The organism is Devosia submarina (assembly GCF_003056345.1).
Lineage (GTDB): Bacteria > Pseudomonadota > Alphaproteobacteria > Rhizobiales > Devosiaceae > Devosia > Devosia submarina.
The window spans coordinates 1-25,511 of record NZ_PYWB01000019.1 but is presented as its reverse complement, the minus strand read 5'-3'; the positions used below and the strand labels follow the sequence as shown (position 1 = coordinate 25,511).

Below are 25,511 nucleotides of genomic sequence, written 5' to 3'. Positions count from 1 at the left end.
CCATCGCCGTTGCTCCTTCCCTGGATGCTAGAGGTCAGGTGCGACCTCGACAGCATCGTACATGAAGGGGCTGCAGCTTCTCGATCTCAGATCGCGCCACAGCCGCCGCGATACACCATCTTTCGGTACCGAGGGAGGCGACAGCTGACAGCGGTGTTATGGATGGCTCGGCCTATGGAGACGTTCCAGACGAGCGATCAAGTCGGCGATGAGTAGGTCTTCATCGGCACCCGGTATCATGCTCATGCCTGCCGACAATCGCCCGTCTATAAGCAGCATTGCTAGACCATGGAGATAGGACCAACGCGCCATCGTGTCTGCTATCGATCTTTGGCCCGGTCTGTCGTGTGCCAGGGGGGCTTCAGAGGCAGGAGTGAGGAGCGAGTAGGCGTCCTCAGCAGCGCTGGCGAGGTCTGGCTGGTCCCAGTCCAAGCGCTCCGAGCGAAACATCAACTTATACAATCCAGGATGTGCTCGGGCGAACGCGATGTAGCCCCTTGCATGGGCGACAAGCTGATCCTTCGTTTCCGCAGCGCTTGCCTCTGCGCGTGCGAAATCATGGAGGCGGGCAAATCCCGACGCAGCCAATGCGCTCACCAGTCCGGTAAGGTCCTTGAAGTGATGCGCCGGAGCTGTGTGGGAGACGCCGGCTTCACGAGCGGTGGCTCGCAAGGTCAAGGCGTTGATCCCCTCGCGCTGCAAGATTTTTTCGGCGGCTGAGAGAAGGGCCTCTCGCAACGACCCGTGGTGGTAAGGAGCCATGATCCAATCTTTACAGCAGAAAGATTGCGATTGACAACGGGTTCCGACGCAATGTTTAGATGAACTAGACAGTGGAAAGATTATTCTGTTCGAATGAGGCTACGCACGATGCTGAAGCAAGCGACGTTCTTGGTGCTGGGCGCAACTGGCGGAACCGGGAAGCACTTCCTGTCTCAGGTACTGGCCGACGGACACAGGGTCAGAGCACTGGTCAGGACGCCGGGAAAGCTAATCGCAGGGCCTAACGTCGAAGTGGTGTACGGATCGGTGACCGAAGCTGTCGACACTGATGCGCTTGTCGCCGGGGTAGACTTCGTTGTCTGCATGCTGGGCGACAAAAAGCTTCAGGAGCAAACCAAGATCAACACCGCTTTCGTTGAGAAGCTGATTCCATCGATGCGACAAAACGGCGTAAAGCGTTTCCTTTATCAAGCTGGAGGGTTCAGCCGGCCACACGGACGTAGGCTATCGCCGATCATGTGGGTGCTTCGGAACACTGTGGGTCGGAGCTTTGATGGCCAACATCGTGATAATGAGGCGGTGATGACGTATCTTGCAACGCAAGCACCCGATATTGAGTGGTGCGTTCACCGAGCTGGCATCGGCTCCGACGGTCCGAGCAAGGGCGTGCTTGAACGCTCCAAAAACAGAATTAGCATCGGCACCCATCTGGACTGCGCGACGTACAATTACCGAACCGTCATGGACCCTTCAGCTGTTCATAGTTGCGACTTCAGTCGGTACAGGTCTCAATAGGGAGCGCGCGCGAGCCATTTTTGGAAAGCGGCTGCCGATGGAACCGAAATTGGCATTAAAGGCCCACGCAGCCATGGTCTTCATCGCCATCCCTAACGGAGTTTCTCTTGAAGGCGCGAATGGCCCCAATTGGGTCAATGGCGGCCTGGGTCTTCGGGGTGGAGAATGGACTAGCTACTTACGGCGCGACGAAGAGAAGGGATGCCGTAGCCGTGGCGAGCTCAGCAATACGAAGATAACGATGCGAGACGCGAGTTGCCTCTATCAAGGTATCACTTCAACAGCCGCGCGCTCCAGAATTTGGACGACGCGTTCCCCTGTGGCTGCATTGCGCAGGGGTGTCCCTGTGCTAGGGTCCATTGCGTACTGGACATAGTAATTGTCCTGGAGAAGTCGGTAACCTGGCAACTCGACAGGCATCATCTCGGCATGTGCACGTTCCATGATTTTGGTCCAGATGGCGACCGGTAGCGTGCCGCCATAGATGCCCGCCGATCTGTCGTCGTCCCGGCCGAGCCAGACGCCGGTCACGATGTTTGCCGTGCAGCCGACAAAGCTGGCATCCCTGGAATTTTGGCTGGTGCCGGTCTTGCCTCCGACTTCCCAGTTCGCCAATCCGGCGCGATGTCCGGTGCCGTTCCGCACAGCCGCCACCAGCATGTCGTTCATCTGGGATACCGTTAGCGGCGAAAGCACCCGGCCTGGGCCGCTATCGCTCTTCTGGTAAAGCACGCGCCCACCCTGGGTCTCGATGCGCTCGATGACGCTGGGCACGACGCCATAGCCTTTGTTCGCGAAGGGGACAAACGCGGCGGTGAGTTCGAGCAAGGAGATCTTTGGTGAACTCGCGTTCGAGCCACAGGGCAAGGACTGCCTCCTGAATCTTGCGGGACAGCGTCGGATCGGAGGTGAGGAACAGGTTCTTTGCCACCTGCTAGGTAATTGTCGAAGCACCTCGTGTGATGCCTCCGGCTCTCGCGCTGCCCAGAAGCACCGAGGCCAAACCGATCAGATCCACTCCGAAATGCTCACGAAACCGATGGTCCTCGGCGGCCATGAAGGCGGCGGGTACGTACCAAGGCAGGTCCGCAAAGCCGATTTCCTCTCCGCCTGTCTGGCCCCGGTTCGAGATTAGGGAACCGTTCCGGGCAAGCACACGGATATTGGGCGCGCGGTCGGGGACGGTCCATTCGCTGGAGGCGGGCATCTGCCGCACCTGCTGTCCCACGACGAACATCATCGCCATCGAACCCGTCACCACAAGCTTGAGCGCCGCATGCAACACGTCGCGCAGCCGCAGCCACCTTGTCCTGCGGCGGCGTGCCCTGCGCTTGCGTGCTGCTGGGCAGATTGAGGTCGGACGCAGCCGATCCTCTGGAGGGATTTTGATGTCCATGGCTAAACGGTGGTCGTGCCGGCCACCCCAGCTCATCTTAGATGGGCAAGGCGCACAAGCACCCTCCTGGCAGGTTTCGGGCGATCAAACGACAAGTAGCGGGGATCCACTGCGAACGTTGTCGTAAAGGTGGATGATGTCCTGAGGCAGGAGACGCACGCATCCACTGGAGATCGCCTCGCCGATCGTCTTTTCGTCCTCGTTGCCGTGGATGCGGTAGAGCGTGTCCTTGTTGCCTTGGTGAATGTAGAGCGCCCGTGGACCCATCGGGTTCTCTGGACCCGGCTCCATTCCATATCGGTAGATCTCCAGCTCCGGGTGACGGTTGATCATGTCGGAAGGCGGCGTCCAGCGCGGCCGGGACCGCTTGTAGGCGATGTGGGCACGACCCGACCAAGAGAAGCCGGCTGCACCGATGCCGACGCCGTAGCGGGTGGCCATGCCGTTATCCCGCACGTGGTAAAGGAACCTGTCGGTCGTATCGACCAAGACAGAACCCGCTGGCTCCCCGGTGGTGTTCGGGACTTCCTGGCGCAAGAATTGCTCGGGTATTGATTCCATATTGGACGCCCTGATTGGGTATTCGTCATCCAGCACCGCGGCATACATCGCCGCCACGTCAGGAGGTACAGAACGGCGCGCCTGGGTGCTGCCCTGCGCTCGAACTGGACTGGCGCTGGTAGCACAGCCAGCGAGGGTGCTGGCAATCAGCGCTGCGGAGCCCGCGAGGAACGCGCGGCGGTTCAAGATAGTCATACTGAAATGTCGTTTGATGGATGTGGAATAGTCCGGTGCAGGTTCAGCCTTGGAGTGCATGCGCCGGGATGCTCTCCCACTCGGCGGGTAGGACGCCGAGCATGGGTGCGATGCGATGGATTATCCGTCCGGATACGTCCCCGGCGTTGTAAGCCGCGGTGCGCCCGGTACCCGGCTTCTCGGGTTGAGGTTCGTCCACCATGACGACCATCGCGTATCTGGGGCATCCAGGGGGAAAACAGAGGAAAAGAAAGTAGTGACCTTTTCGCTCGAGTACCGCCCCGCAACGACCTTCTCGGCGGTTCCCGTTTTCCCGCCCAGGCGGTAGCCCTGCGCGGGCGCGTCAGCGCGGCGGGCGGAACCCTGCAGGGCATTAAGGCGTAGCAGGTAGCGCATCTTCATGCTGGTTGCCTTGCTGATCACCTGCTGCCTGACCAACCTGGAGCCCGGCTCTTGCTTACGGAGCGTGGGACGGACCAGATAGCTCCGTTCACCAAGGCCGCTGTTCCGGTCAGCATCTGCAACGGGGTGACGCTGAGCCCATGGCCGAAGGAAATTGTCGCCGAAGCGACTTCTGACAGCTTGGCCGGAACGACTGACGCCGTCTTCTCCAGAAGCTCTATACCGGGCATCGAGTCGAAGCCCATGCGCCCCAGGAAGGCGCGGAACTCCGTCGGCCCGATCTTCTCGGCAATGCGGACGGTGCCGATGTTGGAGGAAAAGGTGAGTACCTCCGCGACCGAGAGGTGGCGGTACTTGCCATAATAGTCCGAGATGGAATGCCGACCGAACCAAACGGGTGTGCGCGCATCCACCTGATCGGAGATAGACACGACGCCAGCGTCGAGAGCGCCTGCGATGGTAGTGGGCTGAAAATCGAAGCCGGTTCGAATTTGCCCGCCGTAATGCGGTTGAAGCGGCCCTCCTCGAGCATCGTCGCCGGTCGGTTAGGGTCGAAATCGGGCAACGACACCAGGCCAACAACCTCGCCGGTGTGGACATCGATGACCGTCCCAGCAGCGGCAACTGCTTGATATCTCTCCAGCGCCTCTCCCAGTTCACCGTGAAGGACGTTCTGGATGCGCATATTGATGGAGAGCGCAAGCGGCTCCATGGCCGTGTCTCGCCCCAGTCCCGTGGAATGGAGAACGTCGAGGCCATAAAGCTGGTCAATATGTGCCTCAATTCCCGCTATCCCGGCATTGTCCACGTTAACCGCTCCTAAAACATGGGACGCCTGCCGGAAAGCAGGATAAACGCGCCGTGTTTCGGAGAGAAAATCGAGGCCGGGGATGCCTTTCTTTATTAGCTCGGACTGCTGTGGCGGAGAAAGCTCCCTCGCGACTTGTTTCGCCGTTATTGGAGCCCGCCTAGTGGTGCTAGGGTCGGCGGATGAACAGCCCCGTTTCGACGGGCGGGTCCTCAACGCCACGCTTGCCTCCCGCCCCGTCATCAATAACCGCAATGGCGTCCCGATGGCCCTCGATATCCGGGTGCCATCATTGTTCGCCGAGCCGCGGCGCATCATTGACGTTGGTGAGGCCGCCGCCGCTATCAGGTCCGTGTTGCCGGAACTCGAGGAAACCTGGCTCCGGACTCGTCTCGACGGCAGTGCAGGTTTTGCTCGGATACTTGTCAAATGTAGGAGTGGCTGTATTGAACCTGAAGCATCTCCCCGGCCACCTGGCCCGCCGACTCCATCAGATCTCCACCACGCTATTCGACGTGGAAATGTCCCGTGCCGGATTGATCCTCACGCCGGTTCAATTCGCGGCACTCGTGGCGCTGAGGGATCGTCCCGACGTCGATCAGGCGACACTGGCAGCAACCATCGCCTATGATCGGACCACCATCGGCGGAGTGATCGACCGGCTTGCGGAAAACGGTATGGTAGAACGGTATACCGACCCGTCAGATCGACGTTGTAAACGACTGAAGCTCACCCCGGCTGGACATGACGCCTTAGCCCTTGCTGAACCGCTCGCTTCCCGTTCCCAACAGGAACTGGTGTCCAGCTTGTCGCCGGCGGAGCAAGAGCATTTGGTTGGCCTCATGCAGAAAGTGGTCGACGCATTGGGCGACAAGAGTCGAACACCGCGCGAGCTCTAGTTTGGTCGGCATGCAAGGATAGCGCCAAGAAACTCGCAAGCGGCAGCTGCGCAATGTCAGCTCTTAGGCGGTTTCTCACCCTTTAAATAGACCGTAACGGGGTCCGCTGCTGGCCTGCCCGTCAGGGGTGGAATGCTGGCAGGCCGCTTTTGGCTAGGGGCCTAGGAAAACAGATATCCGGCACCCGAGAGCACAATTGCTCAAGAGCCCACTGCTTCCAGTGGTTGGCAATAGATCCCGTAAAGCGTCGTTAGCACACGCGTGACCGGCTCAGAGGCCAATCGGTAGAAGATAGTTTGCCCATCCCGACGAGTCTTTACCAGCCCCAGCGCCCGCAGCTTGGACAGATGCTGGGATAATGGGGACTGCTCCAGCCCAACGATCTTGATCAGCTCGCTCACGCTTCGTTCCTGCTCAAGTAGATTGCACAGGATCAGCAGTCGCTTCGGATTGGCCATCGCGGTTAGTAACTGGGCTGCTTCTTCGGCTCTTGGTTCAAGGTCGGTGATGTGCATCAGCAGGCTTCTTCAGTTTGCATCATTGATATATTAGAATATTCAAATATATATGGCAACAGAATTCGGGATCAGGGGATCACTCTGATCGGCAGACACCAACCATATATAGGCACATGGAAACATCATTCACACCCATCCAAGCACTCTTTGGTGGTTCCCTGATCGGGATTGCCGCCGTTGCTCTTATGGCCCTGCACGGCAGGGTCGCTGGTATGACCGGCATCCTAACTGGGGTCATCCTTCCGAAGGGTGACTGGGGCTGGCGCATAGCTTTTCTGCTCGGCGCTGTCGCTGCACCAGTCGTGATCCTGCTGCTGAAGGGCCAGTCCCTACCACTTCAGGCAGAGATACCGACATCGGCCATTATTATGGGCGGTCTTCTGGTCGGATTTGGCGTGACTTTCGGGGGCGGCTGCACCTCTGGGCATGGCGTGTGCGGCATAGCGCGGCTCTCCCCTCGCTCCATTGCTGCCACCCTGACCTTTATGGTGACGACTTTCGTGACCGTCTTTGCTGTCCGTCACGTCATGGGAGAATTCTGATGCTTCGCGTTGTTTCAGCAGCCGCGATCGGCCTTGTTTTCGGCCTTGGTATTGTAATCTCTGGCATGGCAAACCCGGCCAAGGTGCTCAACTTCTTTGACGTGTTCGGCACCTGGGATCCCAGCCTGATGCTGGTGATGGCGTCAGCCCTGGTGGTGACCTTTGTCGGTTACCGTTTCGTCCTGCGGCGCTCCGCGCCGGCCTTTGACCGAACATTCCACTTGCCGACAAAACGCGATCTCGACGTGCCACTAATCGCAGGTTCGGCCCTGTTTGGTATCGGGTGGGGCATAGCCGGCTTCTGCCCGGGCGGCGCTATCCCAGCATTGGGTTCGGGCGAACCGAGCCCGTTTATCTTCGTGGCCGCCATGATCGGCGGCATCCTCGGCGCCAATGCGCTTAGGGCGGCCTTTGCTCGTCGCCGCGTCCTGGCCTGATCTTCGAACTGGAAGGAGATTTCCATGTCTACCCAACCTATTCCATTCACGCCCGACCTGGCCGTTAAACCGGAAGTTGTCGCGTTCTTTGACGAGCCGACCAACACCATCAGCTACATCGTCAAGGACCCGAACTCCGACGCCTGCGCCGTGATCGACTCCGTCATGGACTTCGATTACGCCTCCGGCAACATCGCCTATGAGGGTGCCGACAAGATCATCGGGCACATCATGGACAATGGTTGGGCGCTTGAGTGGCTGATCGAGACTCACGTCCATGCGGATCACCTTTCCGCTGCCCCCTATATCCAGTCCAAGTTAGGCGGCAAGCTCGGCATTGGCGACCAGATCTGCGTGGTCCAGGACACCTTCGGCAAGATTTTCAACGAAGGCACAGAGTTCCAGCGCGACGGGTCTCAGTTTGATCGCCTGTTCAAAGATGGCGACGGCTACCAGATTGCACTATGACGGCGCACACCTTGTTTACGCCCGGCCACACGCCGGCCGACATGGTGCACGTGATTGGCGACGCCGTATTCGTCGGCAACACCCTGTTCATGCCTGATGGCGGCTCGGCTCGTGCCGACTTTCCCGGCGGTGACGCTCGCACCCTCTACCAGTCTATCCAGCGGCTGCTGACCCTGCCGGGCGAGATGCGACTGTTCATGTGCCACGACTACGGCCCGAACGGTCGCGACATCCAGTGGGAGACCACAGTCGCAGAGGAACGCGACCATAACATTCATGTCGGTCACGGCACCTCTGAAGACGAATTCGTCAAGATGCGCGAAGAACGCGACAGCACCCTGTCGATGCCCAAGCTCATCATTCCATCTTTGCAGGTCAACATGCGGGCCGGGCAACTGCCGCCCCCCGAGGACGACGGCAAAACCTACCTCAAAGTGCCCATCAACGGGCTCAACACATCCAAGGATCAATGACCATGGCCATCCAGAAGATCGACGACAATTTTGCCCAATCCCCGCAGATTCAGCCTGATGATGTCAGGCTGATCGCCGAGGCTGGGTACAAGGGCATCGTCTGCGCCCGTCCAGATGACGAAGATCCGGGTCAACCTTCCTTCGCCCAGATCGCTGAAGTCGCTGAACGGTTCGGCCTCAAGGCCTTCCATATTCCTGTCGCGGGCCATTTGACCGAGGGGCAGCTGATCTGCTTCGAACAGGCCCGTGCCGAGACCGACGGCCCCATCCTTGGCTACTGCCGCTCTGGTGGGCGTGCCGGAAGCCTTTACGCTGCCTCACTCTGACTGAAAGACCATGATGCTTCTGGAACCCCTACAATATCTGCTCGGCGCCTTCTCTGGCAGCCTGGTAGGCTTCACCCTCGGCCTCTTTGGCGGCGGCGGTTCCACTCTGGCTGTACCCCTCATGGTCTATGTCGTAGGGGTTCCTGTCGCACACGTAGCCATCGGCACCAGCGCCTTCGCCGTAGCGACCAACGCCGCCACTAACCTTGTCACCCATGCTCGCAAGGGCAACGTGATTTGACGCTGTGCACCCATGTACAGCGTCGCCGGCATTGCTGGAGCCTTCCTTGGCTCCACGCTAGGCAAGGCCATGGACGGTGACAAGCTGCTGTTCCTGTTCGCCATTCTCATGCTTGGCGTCGGTGTGCTGATGTTCAGGGGGCGCGGTAATCCTGGGATACCCGGCGCCACCTGTAATCGGGAGAAGGCACCAAAGGTCTTGGGTTATGGCGGGCTCACCGGCGCCTTCTCTGGGTTCTTCGGTATCGGCGGTGGCTTTCTGATCGTTCCAGGTCTTGTTGCCTCGACCGGCATGCCGATCCTCAATGCTATCGGATCCTCGCTAGTCGCCGTCACCGCCTTCGGGCTCACTACTGCCCTGAGCTACGCATTTTCTGGCTTGGTGGACTGGCCGCTGGCCGCTGTGTTCATAGGCGGTGGGGGTGGTTGGTGGGCTGATTGGCGCACGCGTTGCCGGCCTGATGGCCAGCAAGAAGGGACTGCTCAACACTGCCTTTGCTGGGCTCACCGTGGCTGTGGCCATCTACATGGCCGCCCAGACCGTTACCGCCTTCATCTAAAGAGGAGACCAACCATGTACACGTTCGACAAACAATTGCCCGGCATGACCTTCGATGCAGCTGTCGCCCGCACTAAGCAGGTGCTTGGCGACAGCGGCTTCGGCGTCCTCACCGAAATTGACGTTCAGAAGACCATGAAGGCCAAGCTGGACGTCGACATGCCAGGCTACGTGATCCTGGGTGCCTGCAATCCGAAGATGGCATTCGAAGCGCTCAAGCTCGAACCTCGGGTGGGCGCCATGCTGCCCTGCAACGTGATCGTGCGGGAACGAGAAGACGGCGCGGTCGAAGTCAGCGCCATCGATCCTGTGGCGTCCATGCAAGCCATCGAAAATGATCAACTGCATGCCGTAGCCGGCAAGGTTCAGACCATGCTGTCCGATGTCGTGAAGGCTATCTGAAAGATTAGGGGAAGGCCGGGCAATGCCCGGCCTTTGACTGTTCGCACTACTGCAAGACCACGATAGGCGCACCCCAAGTCACCCGGTCATAGAGGTCGATGACATCATGGAAAAGAAGCCGGACGCAGCCGCTCGAAACCGCTTGGCCGATCGAGCGGGCATCCATATTCCCGTGCAGGCGGTAGAGCGTGTCACGGTTGCCTTGGTGAATGTAGAGCGCCCTTGGCCCAAGTGGATTTTCGAGGCTTGGCTCCATACCATGACGATAGGGTTCTAGCTCAGGTTGCCGGTCGATCATTTCGGAGGGTGGAGTCCAGGTTGGCCATTCCCGGCCATAGGCGATGTGTCCTCGGCCTTCCCAGGCGAAGCCATCACGGCCAATTCCGACCCCATAGCGCATGGCGCGACCGTTCGGCATGGTCCAATAGAGGAAGCGATTGGGCGTATCTACCACCACAACGCCAGCCTTCTCACCGGTGATGTTGTCTACCTCCTGTCGCCAGTAAATGGGATCGACAAGATGGATATCCGCAGCGGGAATTGGAAACCGCTCGTCGGGCATGGCCGAATACATGGCCAGAATATCGGCTGGGATGTCCGGCACCACAGGAGCCGTGGGAGCGATGGGGACCGTAGGCGTGGTGGTGGCAGACCCCGCAAGAGCAAGGGCGGCAAGGCTGGATGCGCCGAGCATCATGTGTCGGCGTGAAATCGTATTCGAAAGCATGTGTGTTCACAGCAGTCGCGGGGACTGCCTCTTGAGATAACAGGATCAGGAAGATGGCCGGCTTGAAGTGCCGTTGCCCTCAGCTGACGCGGGGAGGTCGGAAGCGCCTGTCGGTTCGCGACAAGGGCACCACAACCCTGGCGCCTGTGGCATAGACCTCAGCAAGCTGATCGGAAATGAAATCCGCACCGGGTGGCAGTATGCAGGCCATATTCTGGCAAGAAACGGCATGGCCGTTGATCTTCTTCGAACAAGGTTTGAAGGTCGGAGCCTTCTCGACGAGGGAGGCTGACTCGAGGCAGAGTTCTTGATTGTCGATGGCCCAGAAGGCGCCGCTGCCAACACCTACAGCCATGCTCGGGCCGGATATGGATGCCAAGCTAAACAGGACAACGATGATGAGAACCAGGAACCTGTTCATGAGCGACTTCTAATACATGCGCCACGAGGAAGCGAGGTGTGGCACAATAGAGTTTGCGTGCGTTGCACGTTCACAACAGGGTTCCATGTCCGTGGAAGTCCGTAACTTGCGGCAGCCAAGAGGAGCGAAACGCCGATCCGGGAATGACTCAGATGGCGTCGGCAGGAGCCACACCCTACTAGCGACCTCGGAGGCATAACCGCTGTTCTGCTTGTCGACGGCCCCCTCGAACTGCAACGGCCTAACACGGTGAACGCGGAGGTCAGCTGGTCAAGGGCCGAAGGTGGGTAAGTGCGTGAACGAAGTATCTTGGCTCGATAAGGCAAGCGAGCAAAAACTCGTACCAATTGCACTCTCGAACGCGCCCAAATCTAAGCTGATACCTCGACCACGGCCCCACAGAAATGCTAGCGCCGAATGCCACATGGGACTGTGGGCATTGCTCTCCCAACAGGGTGAACCATCGCGATAGTCCCTCGTTGACCACATGTTCAGGCAATGAAGGACTGTCTTGCCTGCAACCCATCAATCACCCAGGAGAGTCACGTGAAAAGGCAAGCACTTCCAATCGCCGCTGGCATAGCCATTTTGATGTCAGCGTCGGCAGCCATGGCGGCCGACCATCAGGTCCAGATGCTCAATAAGGATTCAGAGGGCCGAGCAATGCAGTTCGAGCCGGCTTTCCTCAAGATTGCACCGGGCGACACCGTGACCTTTGTTGCCACGTCCAAAGGGCACAACAGCGAGTCGATCCTGGATATCATGCCCGAGGGAGCTACTCCCTGGAAAGGCAAGATCAACGAGGAGATTACCGTCACTTTTGATCAGGAAGGGTTCTATGCCTACAAGTGCCAGCCGCACTTGGGCATGGGCATGGTGGGCCTGATCCAGGTGGGGGACGCTCCTGCCGAGATCGATCCTGCATTGATCGAAAAGCTGCCGACGCGTCCAGAGGACCGTCTCAACGAATTGCTGGCTTCGGCGGCTGAGACGGGTGCCGTGACCGATACTGCACCTGCCACGCCTGTTGCGCAGTAAACATGCTGGGGCCTCTCACGAGGCCCCGTTTTGTTGATGATTGCCGGCCAACGGCGGTGACGCAGTTCAGGGGCGTACGGCCGTCACTTCGATTTCCACAAGCCAGCCGGGGCTGACCAAGCCTGCCACCGTCATCACTGACCTCGAGGGTAGATTGGGCTGCTCTGCAGTCCCAAAGAACTGCGTATAACCCTTCATGAAGCCCTCAAAATCCAGCTGTTCGCCATCTGGAGCGACCAGGAAGGCCTGCATTTTGATGACGTCACCCATGGTAAGGTCAAGATCTGCCAGGGTCTTCTCGATGGAGGTGAGGACACTGACAGTTTGCGTCTCCATGTCGCCATAGGCGGCAAACGTCGCGCGATCTGCGGTGGTGTCGACCACAGAAGGCACCGCACCACTAAGATAAACAGTGGTCGCATTCGCCGGCACTTCCACGGCTCTGGCGATGGGGAAGTCGGATCCCGGAGTAGAGTGGCGAACAACGTCCTGCGCCGGCACGGCCAGGGACAATGACGCGCTAATCGCAACGACCAGGGCAGTTCTCATGATTGAAGGCTCCAATGGGGACGGCCGGCTCGCCGACCGTCCATGGTAGATCAACGTGACTCGGTTACTTCTTCAACAGTCACTGGGTCAGTGTAGTTGTTGCCGAGATTGGTCCGAATATACTCAACCACAGCAGCAATCTGCTCGTCATTGAGCACGCGGCCCAAAGGCGGCATAGCCCTTTGGCCGTGAATGACGACGTAGATCGGGTAGCCAGCCGCTTCCAAGGTTTCGTTGTTGGCCAGGGCCGGGTATTTGCCGGCGCCGACTGCGCCCTCGCCCTCTGGCATGTGACAGCCGGCGCAGATGGCTCCGTAGATGTCCTTTCCCTCCGTCTGAGTCAGCCGGCTGGGATTTTTGAACATCATCTCGGAGTCGGACTGTGCATTGGCTGTCGCTGGGGTGAATGCCAACGCGGAAGCAAGAGCGAGTTGAAGAAATCTCATGGGAATATCCTTTCCTGCCCTCGATCAGGCGCTGACGACATGCTGGTGCAAGCGCGTCACGGCATCCAAGGCCGAGAGAATCGCGCCTTCCTGCCAAGCCGGCAAGTAGGAGATATGCTCACCGGCCATCAGTGTACGACCGTCCATGGCAGCAGCTGCTGCATACTGGGCTTCCTTGTCGCGCCAGATCCCATAGCAACCTAGAACCCAGGGAACACGGTGCCAGCTGACAGAGACACCGTTGGAGAACTCCTCGGTATATTGCGGGTGGATCTGGGCTCCGTAATCCACGGCTCGCGCAACGCGCTCCTCGGGTGGAAGCGCATTGAACTGGTAGGCTGTAGCGCCCCAGCAATACCCTCCCAGCAGCACGCCAGGGCCATCGCTGAAGTAGTCAGTCGATGGGTAGGAAATCTGGGAAATCGGCAGGTTCGTATATGTGATGCCGCCGTAGATCCGCTCATCCTGCTCCCAGAAGCGACGCTTGAACTCGAGGCCGAATTTGACCGACCCCTCATAGTACATGGAGTCGATGACCGAGGTCATTTCCCCAGAGAAATTGTGCTCGATTTGGCTGAGGATCGAGAAGGGAATGGTGCAGATACAATAGTCGGCGCTTGCAGTCTGCTCAGCCTCCCCACCATTGCTGTCCACATAGGTGACGGTGACACCATCCTCGTTCTGGTCGATCTTGGTGACCTTGGCATTGTAGGTGATCAGGTCACCGATCTGTTTTTCGAAGCCCTGAGCGATCATGTCCATGCCCCCGACGGGCTGAAAGATCGTCCCCTGATGGTCGATCGAGTCTCCGGTGATCAGATTAGTCCAAAGGCGGGATTGAAGAATTTCGGCCAGGCCGATCGTTTCGGAAGGAATGGGAGCGCCATCGACGCCACCGCCAGGTTCTTTTTCCCAACCGCGATATTCAGACGTTTCATTGCTTTTGACATAGGCATAGTTCTCATCGAGCACGCCATAGGTTTTCAGCGACTCAAGCAAGAGCTCTGCATCTTCAGGCGTGACAGTCTCATCTAGCGCATCCTGATTGACGACCTTCGCTAGCAGCTCGGCGACATGCCCCCGATAGTCGGATGCTATTTCACGGAAGCGCTGCGGCTTGCCGTCGAAAGCCTCGGTATGGTGGAGGTAAGCATTGTGATTGACCTGCATAAACGGCTCAAGCTTGACGCCAAGCCGCTTGCAATAGTCCAATACCCCGTAGTGGTGATGCGGAATTCGCCATGGCCCAGGATTGATGTAGTTGCCTTCGGCGAACTTCACTTCCTGCACGGCACCGCCAAGCTCGACATATTTGTCGCCGCCGCGGAGCGTCCAGCAGCGCCCACCCGCCTTCTCGCGGTATTCGAGGACCTGCACTTTATAGCCGGCGTCCCGCAGCTCGAGAGCAGCGGTCATGCCCGCCAGGCCGGCTCCCAGGATCAACACCGAGGCACCCTTCGGATCGCCTTCCAGCTTGATGGGCCCCGTGTAAGTGGATGCTTGGGCAAAGCCCAAGGTGGTCATGGCATTGTACATCACGGCACTGCCGGCAGCGGTACCAATCATCGTCAGCAACTGACGCCGGCTCATGGACGCTTCTATACTGGACATATTCACCTCCTAGCAAAACTCGCCCGAGGGCATCGAGGTTAAGCCTAGGCAGGCAATAGGAATCGTACAAGGGGCGAAACCATAGTAAATTTACGCTCTTGGACCCTTTGGAGTGGAACCATTTCCTCTGAACGACATCGTCAAGGGCGAGGGATGAGTTCGGCAAGCAATAGTGCACTGCCAGCAGCGGCTACTATCGTAAGCACCAAGGGCATGGTGATGGAATCATGGTCAGGGTCAGAGCCCGCGGGAACCTTGCCAGCATCGGCACTCCCCTCCCGGATACCTATCAGAACTTAGACTTGGTGCTAGGTGTGGATACTTCCGCCCTAAGAGCCGACCTAGAACTAGCGCTCACAGCCTTCTCCGGCCCCAGCTACGACCCAGTTGTGCAAGCAGCCATCATAGTGGAAATAGCCCGTCTGGAGTACGGCATTCCCTAGGACGGCGCTGCCAACTATTCCGAAAGCTGGGGGCAAATGGCTGCTTGCGGGTACCAGTTTCATGTCCATGGCCTCTATGAAGCCTATCCAGTCAGCTTTGAGTAGGCCTTATAGTAACATCCCTCCCGTTGGACCCTTCTTAACCCGTTGACGGTGTTTACTAGTTTCAGACGCTACACCAAGCCATCAACAAAAAATAAAATCTTGCAGACTGACTGCACACTTCTGTGCCCTCGACCTATATGCCCAGGCGATTGCCCTACTGCTTGAGAGGTGGTGGGCCGCTCCGCGGCTCCGAGTGTCACAAAGCAACCGGCTTCGCCGCCTTAGTGGCGAAGCTTTGCCTCCGGCAAAACAGATCCTCAAGCGCTCACCAAGTGCCAACTGAATAAAGTTAGCCGCTAGATAAAACTAGCGGCTTTCCCCTTCCCTGCACTGGGTCACACCACACCCGCAACTTACACCTACTATCCCCGGAGCTTTGGGCACCGCACCCGGAGCCACCTATGCCACAGCCGACTAGCACCCGTCGCAATCTGCATGCCGAAATTACGGATCAGCTTCTTGGAGCAATCGAGAGCGGCCCTGGCAGCTTCATGCTGCCTTGGCACAGTGATGCTGGCTCTCCACTTCATCTCCCAGTGAACGCCGCAACAGGCAGAAGCTATACGGGCATCAATATCCTGAGCCTTTGGATTGCCGCCACCAGATCCAACTTAACGCAGCCGGTCTGGGCCATTTATCGTCAATGGGCCGAACGGGGCGGCCAAGTTCGTAAAGGCGAGCGCGCAGCAACAGTTATCTTCTACAAAGAGTTCATCACCGACGCCGAGCCCACCGACACCGAAAGCAAGGGCCAACGCCGTGTGGCGCGAGCCACTGCCGTGTTCAGTGCAGAGCAGGTGACGGGCTTTACTCCACCACCGCCCATTCCCCGCCTGGCCAATGGTGAATTCGAGCACTTATCAGCCGTCGACAATTTCATTGCCGACACGAACGCCATCATCCGCCAATCAGGCGATCGCGCCTATTATGATCGGAGCGCCGATCTCATCCAGATGCCTTCCGTTAAGCGCTTCATGGGCACGAGCACCAGCACTGTTGCCGAAGCCTTCTATTCTACTGTCTTGCACGAGCTTGTTCATTGGTCCGGTGCCGCCCATCGGCTCGACCGCACCTTCGGTGAACGCTTTGGTGACCAGGCTTATGCGGCAGAAGAACTCGTGGCAAAATCGGCGCCGCATTCCTGAGTGCCGAACTAAATATCTCCAACACGGTCCGCTCTGATCACGCCCAGTCCCTGACCAACTGGCTGCAACTACTTCAGCAGGACAAGCGCGCCGTCTTCGTCGCTGCGGCACGAGCCTCCAAAGCGGTCGGTTTCCTACATAGTGGTGAGCTACCGAACAGTCGTTCCGCTCAACAGCATGAGGCCACTAGGCTTAGTCTCGCCCGGTAGGCGCCCTTTTCTTCGATCAGATCGATGGCGACGTTTAGAATTGGTTCCAGTCTTTGGCAACAGCAGCATTGCCATGGCTGATGTAGGACTTGGTGGCCTGCTTGACCTTGTTCTGCGACAACTTGATGCTGGTCCTTGGGGCCAAGGCCATAGGTGCTCTGGCAGCGCCTGGATCATCTTCGAGCACGAAAATGGCCACGATCCGGTCGAGTTCGCTCGCCTGTCCTTCCGTCTGCTCGATTGACGCATTGGTTTCTTCGACCAGGGCAGCATTGTGCTGGGTCATCTCGTCCATCTGCCGCACTGCTACATTTACCTCCTCGATCGCGGACGCCTGTTCTTTGCTGTCGCGCGCAATGCCTTCCATCACCAGGCTGTTCTCGCGGATCCCCGCCAGAATGGCTTCCAACTTACTGGCCGCTTCCGCCACCAACATGGAGCCTCCGGCCACCTCGGTGGCGCTCTGCTCGATCAGCACCTTAACTTCGGAGGACGCACTGGCCGCTGACTGGGCAAGCCGCCGCACTTCCACTGCCACCACGGCGAAACCCTTGCCGGCGTCACCGGCGCGCGCCGCTTCCACCGAAGCATTCAGCGCCAACAGGTTAGTTTGGAAGGCGATATCGTCGATCAGCCCGATGACATTGGATATCTTGGACGAGGAATTCGAAATTCGCTCCATCGCCCCAGTAGCCAGGCTCATCACCACTCCGCCTTCTTCGGCGGCGCGCGACACTTCCTGCGACTTCACGCTGGCGGCGTGGGCGTGCCTGGCACTCTGCAGCACGGTGGTTGCCAATTGTTCCATGGTCGCCGAGGTTTCTTCGATCATGGCAGCTTGCTTGGTCGTGCGCTCGCTTAGATCATCGGCGCCGGCCAGAATCTCGCCGGTCGCGGCACGAACGCCGCGCGAGGTCTTGCGCAACTGACCTACGATATCGGTCAGCTTGTCGGCCATCGCATTGGTATCGTCTCGCAACTTGGCAAAAGCGCCACTATGCTGTCCATTGACGCGCTGCGTTAGATCGGTCCCGGCGAGGCTCGACAGCACCCGCCCGGTTTCACTCAGACTCTCGCCCACGGTCGTGATTAGGCCATTGATAGATCTGGCCAGATTGGCCAATTCGGGATCGCTGTAGCTGGTTTCGATGCGGGCCGAGAAGTCGCCCCTGCTGGCGGCATCCACCACGCGGTTGAAGTCGCTGGACAATTGCTGCATCGTCGACTGGCGTTCCTGACGGCTGGTGGCAGTGGAGCGCCGCACTTGATCGGCTAGCAGTTCGGCTTCATGGGCGCTGGACTGGGCCTGTTGTGAACGCTGGTCAGCTATCTGAAGTAGGTGGTGGGTATTGACCGTCATCCAGACCAGGCCGATCGCTTCGATAATCAGAATCACGGCATGCAACAGCACACGGCCAAAACCGCCACCGCCATAAAAGATCAGGTCGTCCAGAGTCATTCCCAGAACTAGATGGTGCACGGCGACCAAGGCTGCACCCAGTAAGATGGCTTTGGTATCGTAAAGCAGGGCGCAGACAGCCAGACCTGCAAAGAACGCCATGTGAATGTCGTTCTGCTCGGGCTGACCACGGGTGGCAATCAACATGGCCATAACCTGCGCCATCATCACAGCGACCGCCATATAGCGGAAGGCCGCTGACTGGCGGCTGACCAAATAGGTAATCACCAGTCCCGCGAGTCCGATGCCGGCCAGCATGCTGGCCAGGCCCAATGTGCCCTGAAACCTCAGTTCTGAGATGAGCGCGATCGCAGCCATGGTCGACGCTAGAACGGCAACAAAGATGGATGCGCGACTGCGGATGGTGTCAAGGGTCATCTGGTTTCGCGATCTAGTTTAGGAGCACAGAGTCCGGTAGCCTTGAGAAAAAAAAGCGCACCAAGGCTTCTGGCCCGCTGCTGGAAATCCGCGTCGTCAGCAAAGGCTACGACGATATTGGGAAGGGTGGTTGGCGCCACAACATAACCGCCAGCAGCGCGCACGATCGACCAGGCGGTCTCTTCGCTGGTGAAGGGGGGAAAGGCAACCGCCATCTGGCCCTTGCTCTGCGGCGCCAGCATGAAGGCCGCAACAAGAAGCGCCGAAACACCCGAAAAAATTAGTGCTGGAGCCAGTTGGCGCATTCTAACGAGCCCCACGAGGACATCTAGACCACGTTTTCCAACTCACATTAGGCTTGAATGCTTACCAATCTGATTAAATGCCGCCGCTATGGTGGGGTCGACCAAGGTCAGCGCGGGCGGGTTTTCGTAATCCAGTTGAAGCGCGCAACGTCCGCTTTGGGCTAAGCCAAAGACTGCTCGCACGACCAGAATGGGGTCGAAGGTCGCCCTCTGCCCTGCTTCGATTTTGGGGTGAATGCGGACTGTCCGCTTCTCGCAACGCAAAATCCTTTAGCAACTTGTTTGACGCTTGCTCACAAGTTCTATGCCGCCAGCAATTGTCAAAGCAGCTCCAAGTGCCCCAATTACATGTTTGAGTATCAACACGGTCACCGAAGCCGAAAAGGCGTTTGAAGCCCCTTGTTGAAGGCCTTGGTTTCCCACTTGCCAAGTGCGGGTGAATGCCCGCCATATAGGCAGCAGGGAAGCATGGGCATTTACTGAACAGAACGGGTTGGCAAATGACTGAAAAAATAACAATTGGGCGCCGTACATTGATTGCCGGGTTGGCGCTGGGCACGGCATTGGCACTGAGCGGTGCGGCCTGGGCACAGGACATGCTGAAAGTCGCCGCCATCTGGACCGTGCCGGTCGAGCAGCAATGGGCTTCGCGCCTCCACAATGCGCTGGTCGCGGCTCAGGAGCGCGGTGAAATCGAATACGTGTTCTCCGAGAACATCACCAACACTGATTATGAGCGCGTCATGCGCGAATATGCCGAGCAGGGCGTCAAGCTCATGGTGGGCGAAGCCTTTGGCGTCGAGCAGCCCGCCCGCACCGTGGCCGCCGACTACCCCGAAATCGCGTTCCTCATGGGCTCGTCCCTGCCGCCGGTGGAACCCAATTTTGCGACCTTCGACAATTTCATCCATGAGCCGAGCTATCTTTCGGGCATGATCGCTGGCGCCAAGACCGAGACCAACCAGATCGGCATGGTCGGCGGCTACGCCATCCCGGAGGTCAATCGTCTGATGAACGCCTTCATGGCCGGGGCGCAGGCAGTCAATCCGGACGTCAAGTTCTCCGTCAGCTTCATCAATTCTTGGTACGACCCGCCAAAGGCCAAGGAAGCGGCCTTTGCCATGGTCGATGCTGGCGCCGATATCCTTTATGCCGAACGCTTCGGTGTTTCGGACGCTGCCAAGGAGCGCGGTATCCTCGCCATCGGCAATGTCATCGATACGTCGGCCGACTACCCCGGCACCATTCTGGCGAGCGCGCTGTGGCATGGCGAGCCCATGATCGACAAGGCTATTGCCGACGTGAAGGCCGGCACCTTCACTGCGTCCGATTACGGCATCTATGCCTTCATGAAGCATGGCGGCTCGAGCCTGGTGGTTGACGAAGCCCTCGCCGGTGCTGAGGCAGTCGCTGCCGCCAAGGCCAAGGAAGAAGAAATCAAGTCGGGCGCCTTCACGGTCGAAATCGACGATTCCGAACCCTCCTCAACCATGTAATCGATGGCCGGGCGCTCCTGATGGTGCCCGGCCCATCCTCTTTGAGGCTTTATGCAAGACAATCAGATCGTTCTGTCCCTTGAGGGCATCACCAAGCGCTTCGGCGCCCTCATGGCCAATGACCAGCTTGATCTGACCCTGCGGTCTGGTGAAATCCTGGCCCTCCTGGGCGAGAACGGCGCCGGCAAGACCACGCTGATGAACATCCTCTTCGGCCATTATGTGCAGGACGAGGGTGTGGTGCGCGTCGCGGGCAAGGTGCTGCCACCCGGATCCCCCGGCGCCGCCCTGGCCGCTGGCGTCGGCATGGTGCACCAGCATTTCGCCCTCGCCGAAAACCTGACCGGCTTCGACAATATCCGCCTCGGCACCGAGCCGTTGATGCGCCTGGGCAGTAGCCGCGCCGCTGCCCGTCGCAAGGTCGAGCAGATCATGGGCGAAAGCGGCCTTGAGGTGGATCTGGACCGACGCGTCGCGGCCCTCACTGTCGGCGAAAAGCAGCGCGTCGAGATCCTCAAGGCGCTTTATCGCAATGTCCGCGTCCTGATCCTCGATGAGCCGACCGCCGTCCTCACGCCGCAGGAGGCCGAGGGCCTCTTTGCCGTACTGCGCCGCCTCGCTGCCAACGGCCTGGGCGTGATCTTTATCTCCCACAAGCTGGGCGAAGTGCTTGCCGTGTCCCACCGCATCCTGGTGTTGCGTGGTGGGCGCAAGGCGGGCGAATTGGTGACCGCGCAAGCCGACCGCCGCGCCATTGCTGATCTCATGGTCGGCAAGTCCGTGGCTGAACTCAAGCGCACCGCGCCCGAGCCGGGCAAGACGCTGGTCGAGTTCCGCGACGTATCGCTCATGCGTGGCGTGGCTCGCGCACCCCTCGTCCATGCCAATTTTACCTTGCGCGCAGGCGAGATCGTCGGCGTTGCCGGCGTTTCCGGCAATGGCCAGGCCGCCATCGCCGCGCTCCTGTCGGGCCTCGCCCTGCCCAGCTCGGGCCAGGTGCTGCTCGATGGCGCCCCCGTCACCTCTGCCGATCCGCGCGCCCTGGTCACGGCTGGAGTCGCCCGCATGCCCGAGGATCGCCAGCATGATGGCGTTGTCGGCACCATGAGCGTAGCCGACAACATCGCCATCGAGGAAGTCCGCCGCCGCCCCTTTGCCCGAATGGGTTTCCTCAATCGCAAGGCGATGCGCCAGCGCGCGCTCGATGCCATTGCCGCATATGACATTCGCTGCCCCGGTCCCGATGCCGAGGCGCGGCTCCTGTCCGGCGGCAATGTGCAAAAGCTGATCCTTGCCCGCGTGCTCGAGCGAGAGCCCAAGATCATCCTCGCCAATCAGCCCACCCGCGGGCTCGACGTTGGCGCCCAGGCCGAAGTGCACCGCCGCATCATTGCGGCGCGCGATCGTGGCGCGGCCGTCCTCGTCATCTCCGAAGATCTCGACGAGCTCTTTGCCCTGGCCGACCGGTTCCTCGTCGTTCATGCAGGCGAGGTCACCGATGCCGGGCCTTCGACGGCACTTGACCGAAGCACGGTAGGCCTGCTTATGGCCGGGCACATCAACACCGCAGCCCCAGCCATTCCCGCATGAGCTTTCGCCTCGAACCCCGCGCCGATGCGTCACTGGCGCTCAAGCTTACCGTATCGCTCGCGGCGGGCCTTGCAGCCTTGCTGCTCGTCGCCCTTCCGGTGCTGCTGGCTGGCGGCAATCCGCTCAACGCCTATGCCTTGATCATCCAGGGCGCGTTCGGCTCCATGTTTGCCTTCAGCGAAACGCTGAATCGCGCTACCCCCTTGATCCTCACCGGCCTTGCGGCAGCCGTGGCCTTCCGCGCCCGCCTTTGGAACATCGGCGCCGAAGGTCAGCTTTATATCGGTGCGCTGGCTGCCATCATGGTCGGCAGCGGCCTTCTTGCCATGCCGCCAGCCTTGCTGATCCCCACCGTGATGATTGCCGGCTTCCTGGCCGGCGGCATGATGATGGTGATCCCCGCCATTCTCAAGCAGCGCTTTGGTGCTGACGAGGTGGTCATCACCCTGCTGCTCAATTTTGTGGTGATCCTCCTGGTGCAGATGTTGATCGAGGGCCCGCTCAAGGATCCGCTCTCAATGGGTTGGCCGCAATCGGTGCCGCTGCTGGCAGAAGCCCGGTTCGACAAGCTCGTGCCGCGCCTGCGCATGCATTGGGGCCTTGTTGTCGGCCTCGTTGCCGCGGTGCTGCTCTGGCTCATGGTGCGCAAGACGGTGCTGGGCTTCGAGATCAAGGCCGTGGGTGAAAACCACGCTGCCGCCCGCTTTGCCGGTATCCCGGTCAACGCAACCATGCTCAAGGTGGCGCTTCTTTCAGGCGGGCTCGCAGGTCTTGCCGGCGTCGGCGAGGTCGCGGGCGTCAAGGGCTATCTGTCATCGGACCTGTCCCCCGGCTTTGGCTATACGGGCATCGTCGTTGCCATGCTCGCCGGCCTCTCGCCCATCGGAACGGTATTTGCCGCCTTGTTCGTGGCCGCCGTGTTCGTCGGCGCCGACTCCATGAGCCGCGCCACTGGGATATCCAACTATCTCGCCGATCTTGTTGTCGCTCTCTCGCTGCTCTGCGTGCTCGTTGGCAGTTTCTTTGTGCGCTTCCGCGTCCATCATGAGCCCGACGCCGCCTTGGCTCGGAGGCGCTGACCAGTGGACGTTCTTTTCGACATTTTCGGTTCTGCCAATTTCTGGGCCGCCGCCGTCCGCATCGCCACCCCGCTGATCTTTGGCGTACTCGGAGCGCTCCTGTGCGAGCGGGCCGGGGTGCTCAATCTGGGCATCGAAGGCATCTTCGTTGCCGGCGCCATGGCGGGGTGGATCGCAGTCTGGCTCGGTGCAGGGCTCTGGGGCGGCGTGCTGGTGGCTGCCCTTGCGGGTGCCGTCTTTGGCCTGCTCCATGCGATGCTGACCGTTATACTTGGCCTGTCCCAGCACGTATCAGGCATAGGCATAACCCTGCTTGCCACAAGCCTGAGCTATTTCACCTATCGCACGGCCTTGCCCAGCGTCACCTCCCCGCCGCGCATTACGCCCTTCCAGCCCATTGCCATTCCTGGTCTCAGCGACTTGCCTTTGATCGGTCCGGCCCTGTTCGCGCAGACGCCTCTCACCTGGCTGGCCTTTGCTCTGGTGGCTGTGATCGCTCTGCTGCTCTATCGCACGCCCCTTGGCCTTGCGATCCGCGCCGTCGGAGACAATCCCGCTGCCGTGGAAGCCCAGGGCCTGTCCGTGCAGGGCTTGCGCATTGGTGCTGTCGTTGCTGGTTCGGCCCTCATGGCGCTCGGCGGCGCCTTCCTGACCCTGTCGGCGTTTGACGCGTTTTTCTTTGGCATGGTCAATGGTCGCGGCTGGATTTGCATCGCCCTTGTGGTGTTCGCCTCCTGGCAGCCCGGCAAGGCCCTGCTTGGCGCCTTGCTATTCGGAGCATTCGACGCATTTCAGATCCGTCTGCAGGCGGAAATCGGCCAGGTTGTGCCCGGCCAAGTCTTCCTGATGCTGCCCTATCTCCTTTCCATTCTGGCGCTCGTGCTCGTCGCCCGCCGCGCCGACTACCCCCGCGCCTTGCTCCAGCCTTGGTTCAAGGGTCAGCGCCACTAGCTTCAAGGACCCTCCATTGTTCGACCTCAAGCTCACCAATGCCACACTGCCCGATGGCCGCACCGATATGGGCATCGGTATAAATAATGGCCGCATCGCTGCCGTCGAGCCGAACCTTACGGGCGACGCCGGCGAGACCATCGATGCCGCTGGCCAGCTGGTGTCCCCGCCTTTCGTCGATTGCCACTTCCACATGGATGCCACGCTCTCGCTTGGTTTGCCCCGGCTCAACGAGTCCGGGCTCCTGCTCGACGGCATCCGCATCTGGGGCGAACTCAAGCCACTCCTAACCCACGACGCAGTGATCGAGCGGGCCATGGCCTATTGCGACCTCGCCGTCAGCCAGGGTCTGCTCGCCATCCGCACCCATGTCGATATCTGCGACGAGCGCCTCCTGGGCGTCGAAGCCCTGCTTGAAGTCAAGCGCCAGGTCGCCCCCTATATCGATCTGCAGCTCGTTGCCTTCCCGCAGGACGGCTATTATCGTTATCCCGGCGCCATTGACCTGCTGAATCGTGCCCTCGACATGGGTGTCGATGTCGTGGGCGGCATTCCCCACTTCGAGCGAACCATGAGCGACGGCGCCGCCAGCGTCAAAGCGCTCTGTGAAATCGGCGCCGAACGCGGCCTGCTGATTGATCTCCATTGCGACGAGACCGACGACCCGCTCAGCCGCCACATCGAAACGCTGACCTATGAAACCCAGCGCCTTGGCCTGGGGGGTAGGGTGGCCGGATCGCACCTCACCTCCATGCATTCCATGGACAATTACTATGTCAGCAAGCTGCTGCCGCTGATGGCTGAAGCGGGCGTGGCAGCCATTGCCAATCCAAACATCAACATCACCATCCAGGGCCGCCACGACACCTATCCCAAGCGGCGCGGCATGAACCGCTTCCCTGAAATGCTCGGCTACGGCATCACCTGCGCCTTCGGACAAGATTGCATGATGGACCCCTGGTATTCCCTGGGCCAGGCCGACATGCTCGAAGTCGCCTCCATGGGACTCCACGTGGCCCAGATGACCAGCCGCAACGCCATGCGCCAGGCCTTCGCCGCCGTCACCACCGGTCCCGCGCAGATCCTCAACCTCGACGGCTATGGCCTCGATGTCGGCTGCAAGGCCGACATGGTTCTCCTCCAGGCTAAGGACCCCATCGAAGCCATCCGCCTCAAGGCCACCCGCCTCAAGGTCATCAAGGCCGGTAAGGTGATCTCCGAAACGGCGCCGCGCATGGCGCAATTGAACTTACCCAGACGCCCGGCAACGCTCGACCCCGCCAAAGTTGGTCCGCATATCAGCGCTCAGGCAAACGATGTCAGCGCATGAACCAAATGTTCGATGGAAAGGCGGAGGAGCCTAGGCAACAATGCATCTCGGCGGCCTAAACACGATCCAAGTTGAGACCGGGCACCCCAAGCGGTGGCACCATCCCAGCGGAAAATGTCAGCTCTCTGAGAGCAGCAATTCACTGGCTCAGAGCTGCGTTCAATAGCCTGAGCAGATGGGCAGCCTCACGCCGGTTGTGGCCGGCGTGGATCAATGCCGCAAGGGTTCGGAGCGCAGGGGTAGCTCGGTGAGGAAGCTCCCAAATGCACACTGCTGGTCTGATCGTTCTCCTTGGTTTACGCCCGCCATTTACATCTCGATACTATCGACGCGTGGCGGCGCGCCCAGCCACTCGGGCTGGAGCGCACCCTATTTTGACCGGACATGTGGCATAGCTGATAAGGCATAGGCATACGCCTATGAGTACGACTATGTCCAAGAGTGCCGATGAGCCGTTTCGACGGGTCGAAGTGATTACTTCCGTG

At 59.7% G+C, this 25,511-nt stretch carries 26 protein-coding genes and 4 pseudogenes; 16 read left to right on the top strand and 14 right to left on the bottom strand.

From position 1 onward, the window contains the following. Positions 1-156: 156 nt before the first annotated feature. Positions 157-762, bottom strand: coding sequence for a TetR/AcrR family transcriptional regulator (locus tag DDE77_RS20270; protein WP_108399048.1), 606 nt, complete (start codon positions 760-762; stop codon positions 157-159). 108 nt (positions 763-870) lie between these two features. Here DDE77_RS20270 and DDE77_RS18930 point away from each other — a divergent pair, with 108 nt between their 5' ends. Next, positions 871-1,518, top strand: a complete 648-nt coding sequence (locus DDE77_RS18930) for an NAD(P)-dependent oxidoreductase (protein WP_108399051.1) — start codon at positions 871-873, stop codon at positions 1,516-1,518. Positions 1,519-1,782: 264 nt separating this feature from the next. Here DDE77_RS18930 and DDE77_RS18925 read toward each other — a convergent pair whose 3' ends face one another. The 5 genes and pseudogenes from DDE77_RS18925 to DDE77_RS18900 form a co-directional block, all read right to left on the bottom strand. Continuing rightward, the gene (locus DDE77_RS18925) at positions 1,783-2,346 is read right to left on the bottom strand and encodes a penicillin-binding transpeptidase domain-containing protein (protein ID WP_245895410.1); all 564 of its coding nucleotides are present in this window, start codon (positions 2,344-2,346) and stop codon (positions 1,783-1,785) included. Continuing rightward, positions 2,228-2,755 (bottom strand): annotated as a pseudogene (locus DDE77_RS19985) (transglycosylase domain-containing protein). The gene DDE77_RS18925 and the pseudogene DDE77_RS19985 overlap by 119 nt, the downstream one beginning before the upstream one ends. A gap of 243 nt (positions 2,756-2,998) precedes the next feature. Continuing rightward, positions 2,999-3,670 carry a L,D-transpeptidase gene (locus tag DDE77_RS18910; RefSeq protein ID WP_108399044.1) on the bottom strand — a complete coding sequence of 224 codons (672 nt, stop codon included), beginning with the start codon at positions 3,668-3,670 and terminating at the stop codon, positions 2,999-3,001. A gap of 120 nt (positions 3,671-3,790) precedes the next feature. Continuing rightward, the gene (locus DDE77_RS20265) at positions 3,791-4,066 is read right to left on the bottom strand and encodes a penicillin-binding transpeptidase domain-containing protein (RefSeq protein WP_425430764.1); all 276 of its coding nucleotides are present in this window, start codon (positions 4,064-4,066) and stop codon (positions 3,791-3,793) included. Between the two features lie 23 nt (positions 4,067-4,089). Continuing rightward, positions 4,090-4,530 carry a penicillin-binding transpeptidase domain-containing protein gene (locus DDE77_RS18900; protein WP_281261317.1) on the bottom strand — a complete coding sequence of 147 codons (441 nt, stop codon included), beginning with the start codon at positions 4,528-4,530 and terminating at the stop codon, positions 4,090-4,092. Positions 4,531-4,700: 170 nt separating this feature from the next. On the opposite strand from DDE77_RS18900, the gene DDE77_RS18895 reads away from it, so the two are divergent. Further along, on the top strand, positions 4,701-4,895 hold the full coding sequence (locus DDE77_RS18895) for a hypothetical protein (protein ID WP_157959954.1): 195 nt from the start codon (positions 4,701-4,703) through the stop codon (positions 4,893-4,895). A 431-nt stretch (positions 4,896-5,326) separates the two neighbouring features. Continuing rightward, positions 5,327-5,779, top strand: coding sequence for a MarR family winged helix-turn-helix transcriptional regulator (locus DDE77_RS18890; RefSeq protein ID WP_210204440.1), 453 nt, complete (start codon positions 5,327-5,329; stop codon positions 5,777-5,779). 200 nt (positions 5,780-5,979) lie between these two features. Here the strand turns inward: DDE77_RS18890 and DDE77_RS18885 are convergent, their stop codons facing one another. Next, the gene (locus DDE77_RS18885; RefSeq protein ID WP_108399039.1) at positions 5,980-6,294 is read right to left on the bottom strand and encodes an ArsR/SmtB family transcription factor; all 315 of its coding nucleotides are present in this window, start codon (positions 6,292-6,294) and stop codon (positions 5,980-5,982) included. A 116-nt stretch (positions 6,295-6,410) separates the two neighbouring features. Here DDE77_RS18885 and DDE77_RS18880 point away from each other — a divergent pair, with 116 nt between their 5' ends. From DDE77_RS18880 to DDE77_RS18855, 6 genes and pseudogenes are all read left to right on the top strand, one after another. Then, positions 6,411-6,839, top strand: a complete 429-nt coding sequence (locus DDE77_RS18880) for a YeeE/YedE family protein (protein WP_108399038.1) — start codon at positions 6,411-6,413, stop codon at positions 6,837-6,839. Continuing rightward, positions 6,839-7,276: a DUF6691 family protein gene (locus DDE77_RS18875; protein WP_108399037.1), complete on the top strand. Its 438-nt coding sequence runs from the start codon at positions 6,839-6,841 to the stop codon at positions 7,274-7,276. The genes DDE77_RS18880 and DDE77_RS18875 overlap by 1 nt, the downstream gene beginning before the upstream one ends. Positions 7,277-7,300: 24 nt before the next feature. After that, positions 7,301-8,217: pseudogene (locus DDE77_RS18870) on the top strand (MBL fold metallo-hydrolase). A 2-nt stretch (positions 8,218-8,219) separates the two neighbouring features. Further along, positions 8,220-8,543: a protein tyrosine phosphatase family protein gene (locus DDE77_RS18865; protein WP_108399050.1), complete on the top strand. Its 324-nt coding sequence runs from the start codon at positions 8,220-8,222 to the stop codon at positions 8,541-8,543. 13 nt (positions 8,544-8,556) lie between these two features. Then, a pseudogene (locus DDE77_RS18860) lies at positions 8,557-9,343 on the top strand (sulfite exporter TauE/SafE family protein). 14 nt (positions 9,344-9,357) lie between these two features. Continuing rightward, the gene (locus DDE77_RS18855) at positions 9,358-9,744 is read left to right on the top strand and encodes a DUF302 domain-containing protein (protein ID WP_108399036.1); all 387 of its coding nucleotides are present in this window, start codon (positions 9,358-9,360) and stop codon (positions 9,742-9,744) included. A 46-nt stretch (positions 9,745-9,790) separates the two neighbouring features. On the opposite strand, the gene DDE77_RS18850 is transcribed toward DDE77_RS18855, so the two are convergent. Beyond that, positions 9,791-10,471, bottom strand: coding sequence for a L,D-transpeptidase (locus DDE77_RS18850; protein ID WP_108399035.1), 681 nt, complete (start codon positions 10,469-10,471; stop codon positions 9,791-9,793). 79 nt (positions 10,472-10,550) lie between these two features. Next, complete coding sequence (locus DDE77_RS18845) at positions 10,551-10,892, bottom strand: hypothetical protein (RefSeq protein ID WP_108399034.1); 342 nt, start codon at positions 10,890-10,892, stop codon at positions 10,551-10,553. A gap of 546 nt (positions 10,893-11,438) precedes the next feature. Between DDE77_RS18845 and DDE77_RS18840 the strand changes: the two genes are divergently transcribed. Then, positions 11,439-11,930, top strand: a complete 492-nt coding sequence (locus DDE77_RS18840) for a pseudoazurin (protein WP_342748585.1) — start codon at positions 11,439-11,441, stop codon at positions 11,928-11,930. 66 nt (positions 11,931-11,996) lie between these two features. Here DDE77_RS18840 and DDE77_RS18835 read toward each other — a convergent pair whose 3' ends face one another. Genes DDE77_RS18835 through DDE77_RS18825 form a run of 3 tightly spaced genes read right to left on the bottom strand, consistent with a single transcriptional unit; the run spans position 11,997 to position 14,536 of the window. Then, positions 11,997-12,479, bottom strand: coding sequence for a RidA family protein (locus tag DDE77_RS18835; protein ID WP_108399032.1), 483 nt, complete (start codon positions 12,477-12,479; stop codon positions 11,997-11,999). A 50-nt stretch (positions 12,480-12,529) separates the two neighbouring features. Continuing rightward, positions 12,530-12,925, bottom strand: coding sequence for a c-type cytochrome (locus DDE77_RS18830; RefSeq protein WP_108399031.1), 396 nt, complete (start codon positions 12,923-12,925; stop codon positions 12,530-12,532). Positions 12,926-12,949: 24 nt separating this feature from the next. Beyond that, complete coding sequence (locus tag DDE77_RS18825) at positions 12,950-14,536, bottom strand: NAD(P)/FAD-dependent oxidoreductase (RefSeq protein ID WP_245895408.1); 1,587 nt, start codon at positions 14,534-14,536, stop codon at positions 12,950-12,952. Between the two features lie 949 nt (positions 14,537-15,485). On the opposite strand from DDE77_RS18825, the pseudogene DDE77_RS18815 reads away from it, so the two are divergent. Then, positions 15,486-16,438: pseudogene (locus tag DDE77_RS18815) on the top strand (ArdC family protein). 34 nt (positions 16,439-16,472) lie between these two features. Here the strand turns inward: DDE77_RS18815 and DDE77_RS18810 are convergent. Together DDE77_RS18810 and DDE77_RS18805 are read right to left on the bottom strand one after the other, a co-directional pair. Then, positions 16,473-18,275 (bottom strand): methyl-accepting chemotaxis protein, encoded by a 1,803-nt coding sequence (locus DDE77_RS18810; protein ID WP_245895407.1) that lies wholly within the window; start codon positions 18,273-18,275, stop codon positions 16,473-16,475. Continuing rightward, positions 18,272-18,580 carry a hypothetical protein gene (locus DDE77_RS18805; protein WP_108399027.1) on the bottom strand — a complete coding sequence of 103 codons (309 nt, stop codon included), beginning with the start codon at positions 18,578-18,580 and terminating at the stop codon, positions 18,272-18,274. Before DDE77_RS18805 ends, DDE77_RS18810 begins: the two co-directional genes overlap by 4 nt. Positions 18,581-19,080: 500 nt before the next feature. On the opposite strand from DDE77_RS18805, the gene DDE77_RS18800 reads away from it, so the two are divergent. Genes DDE77_RS18800 through DDE77_RS18780 form a run of 5 tightly spaced genes read left to right on the top strand, consistent with a single transcriptional unit; the run spans position 19,081 to position 25,026 of the window. Next, positions 19,081-20,076: a BMP family protein gene (locus tag DDE77_RS18800; RefSeq protein ID WP_108399026.1), complete on the top strand. Its 996-nt coding sequence runs from the start codon at positions 19,081-19,083 to the stop codon at positions 20,074-20,076. A gap of 51 nt (positions 20,077-20,127) precedes the next feature. After that, the gene (locus tag DDE77_RS18795) at positions 20,128-21,666 is read left to right on the top strand and encodes an ABC transporter ATP-binding protein (RefSeq protein WP_108399025.1); all 1,539 of its coding nucleotides are present in this window, start codon (positions 20,128-20,130) and stop codon (positions 21,664-21,666) included. Further along, complete coding sequence (locus DDE77_RS18790) at positions 21,663-22,745, top strand: ABC transporter permease (RefSeq protein ID WP_108399024.1); 1,083 nt, start codon at positions 21,663-21,665, stop codon at positions 22,743-22,745. The genes DDE77_RS18795 and DDE77_RS18790 overlap by 4 nt, the downstream gene beginning before the upstream one ends. 3 nt (positions 22,746-22,748) lie before the next feature. Next, positions 22,749-23,696: an ABC transporter permease gene (locus DDE77_RS18785; RefSeq protein ID WP_108399023.1), complete on the top strand. Its 948-nt coding sequence runs from the start codon at positions 22,749-22,751 to the stop codon at positions 23,694-23,696. Positions 23,697-23,712: 16 nt separating this feature from the next. Then, a complete protein-coding gene (locus DDE77_RS18780; RefSeq protein WP_108399022.1) occupies positions 23,713-25,026 on the top strand; it encodes an amidohydrolase family protein in 1,314 nt (437 codons plus the stop codon). Positions 25,027-25,511 lie beyond the last annotated feature (485 nt).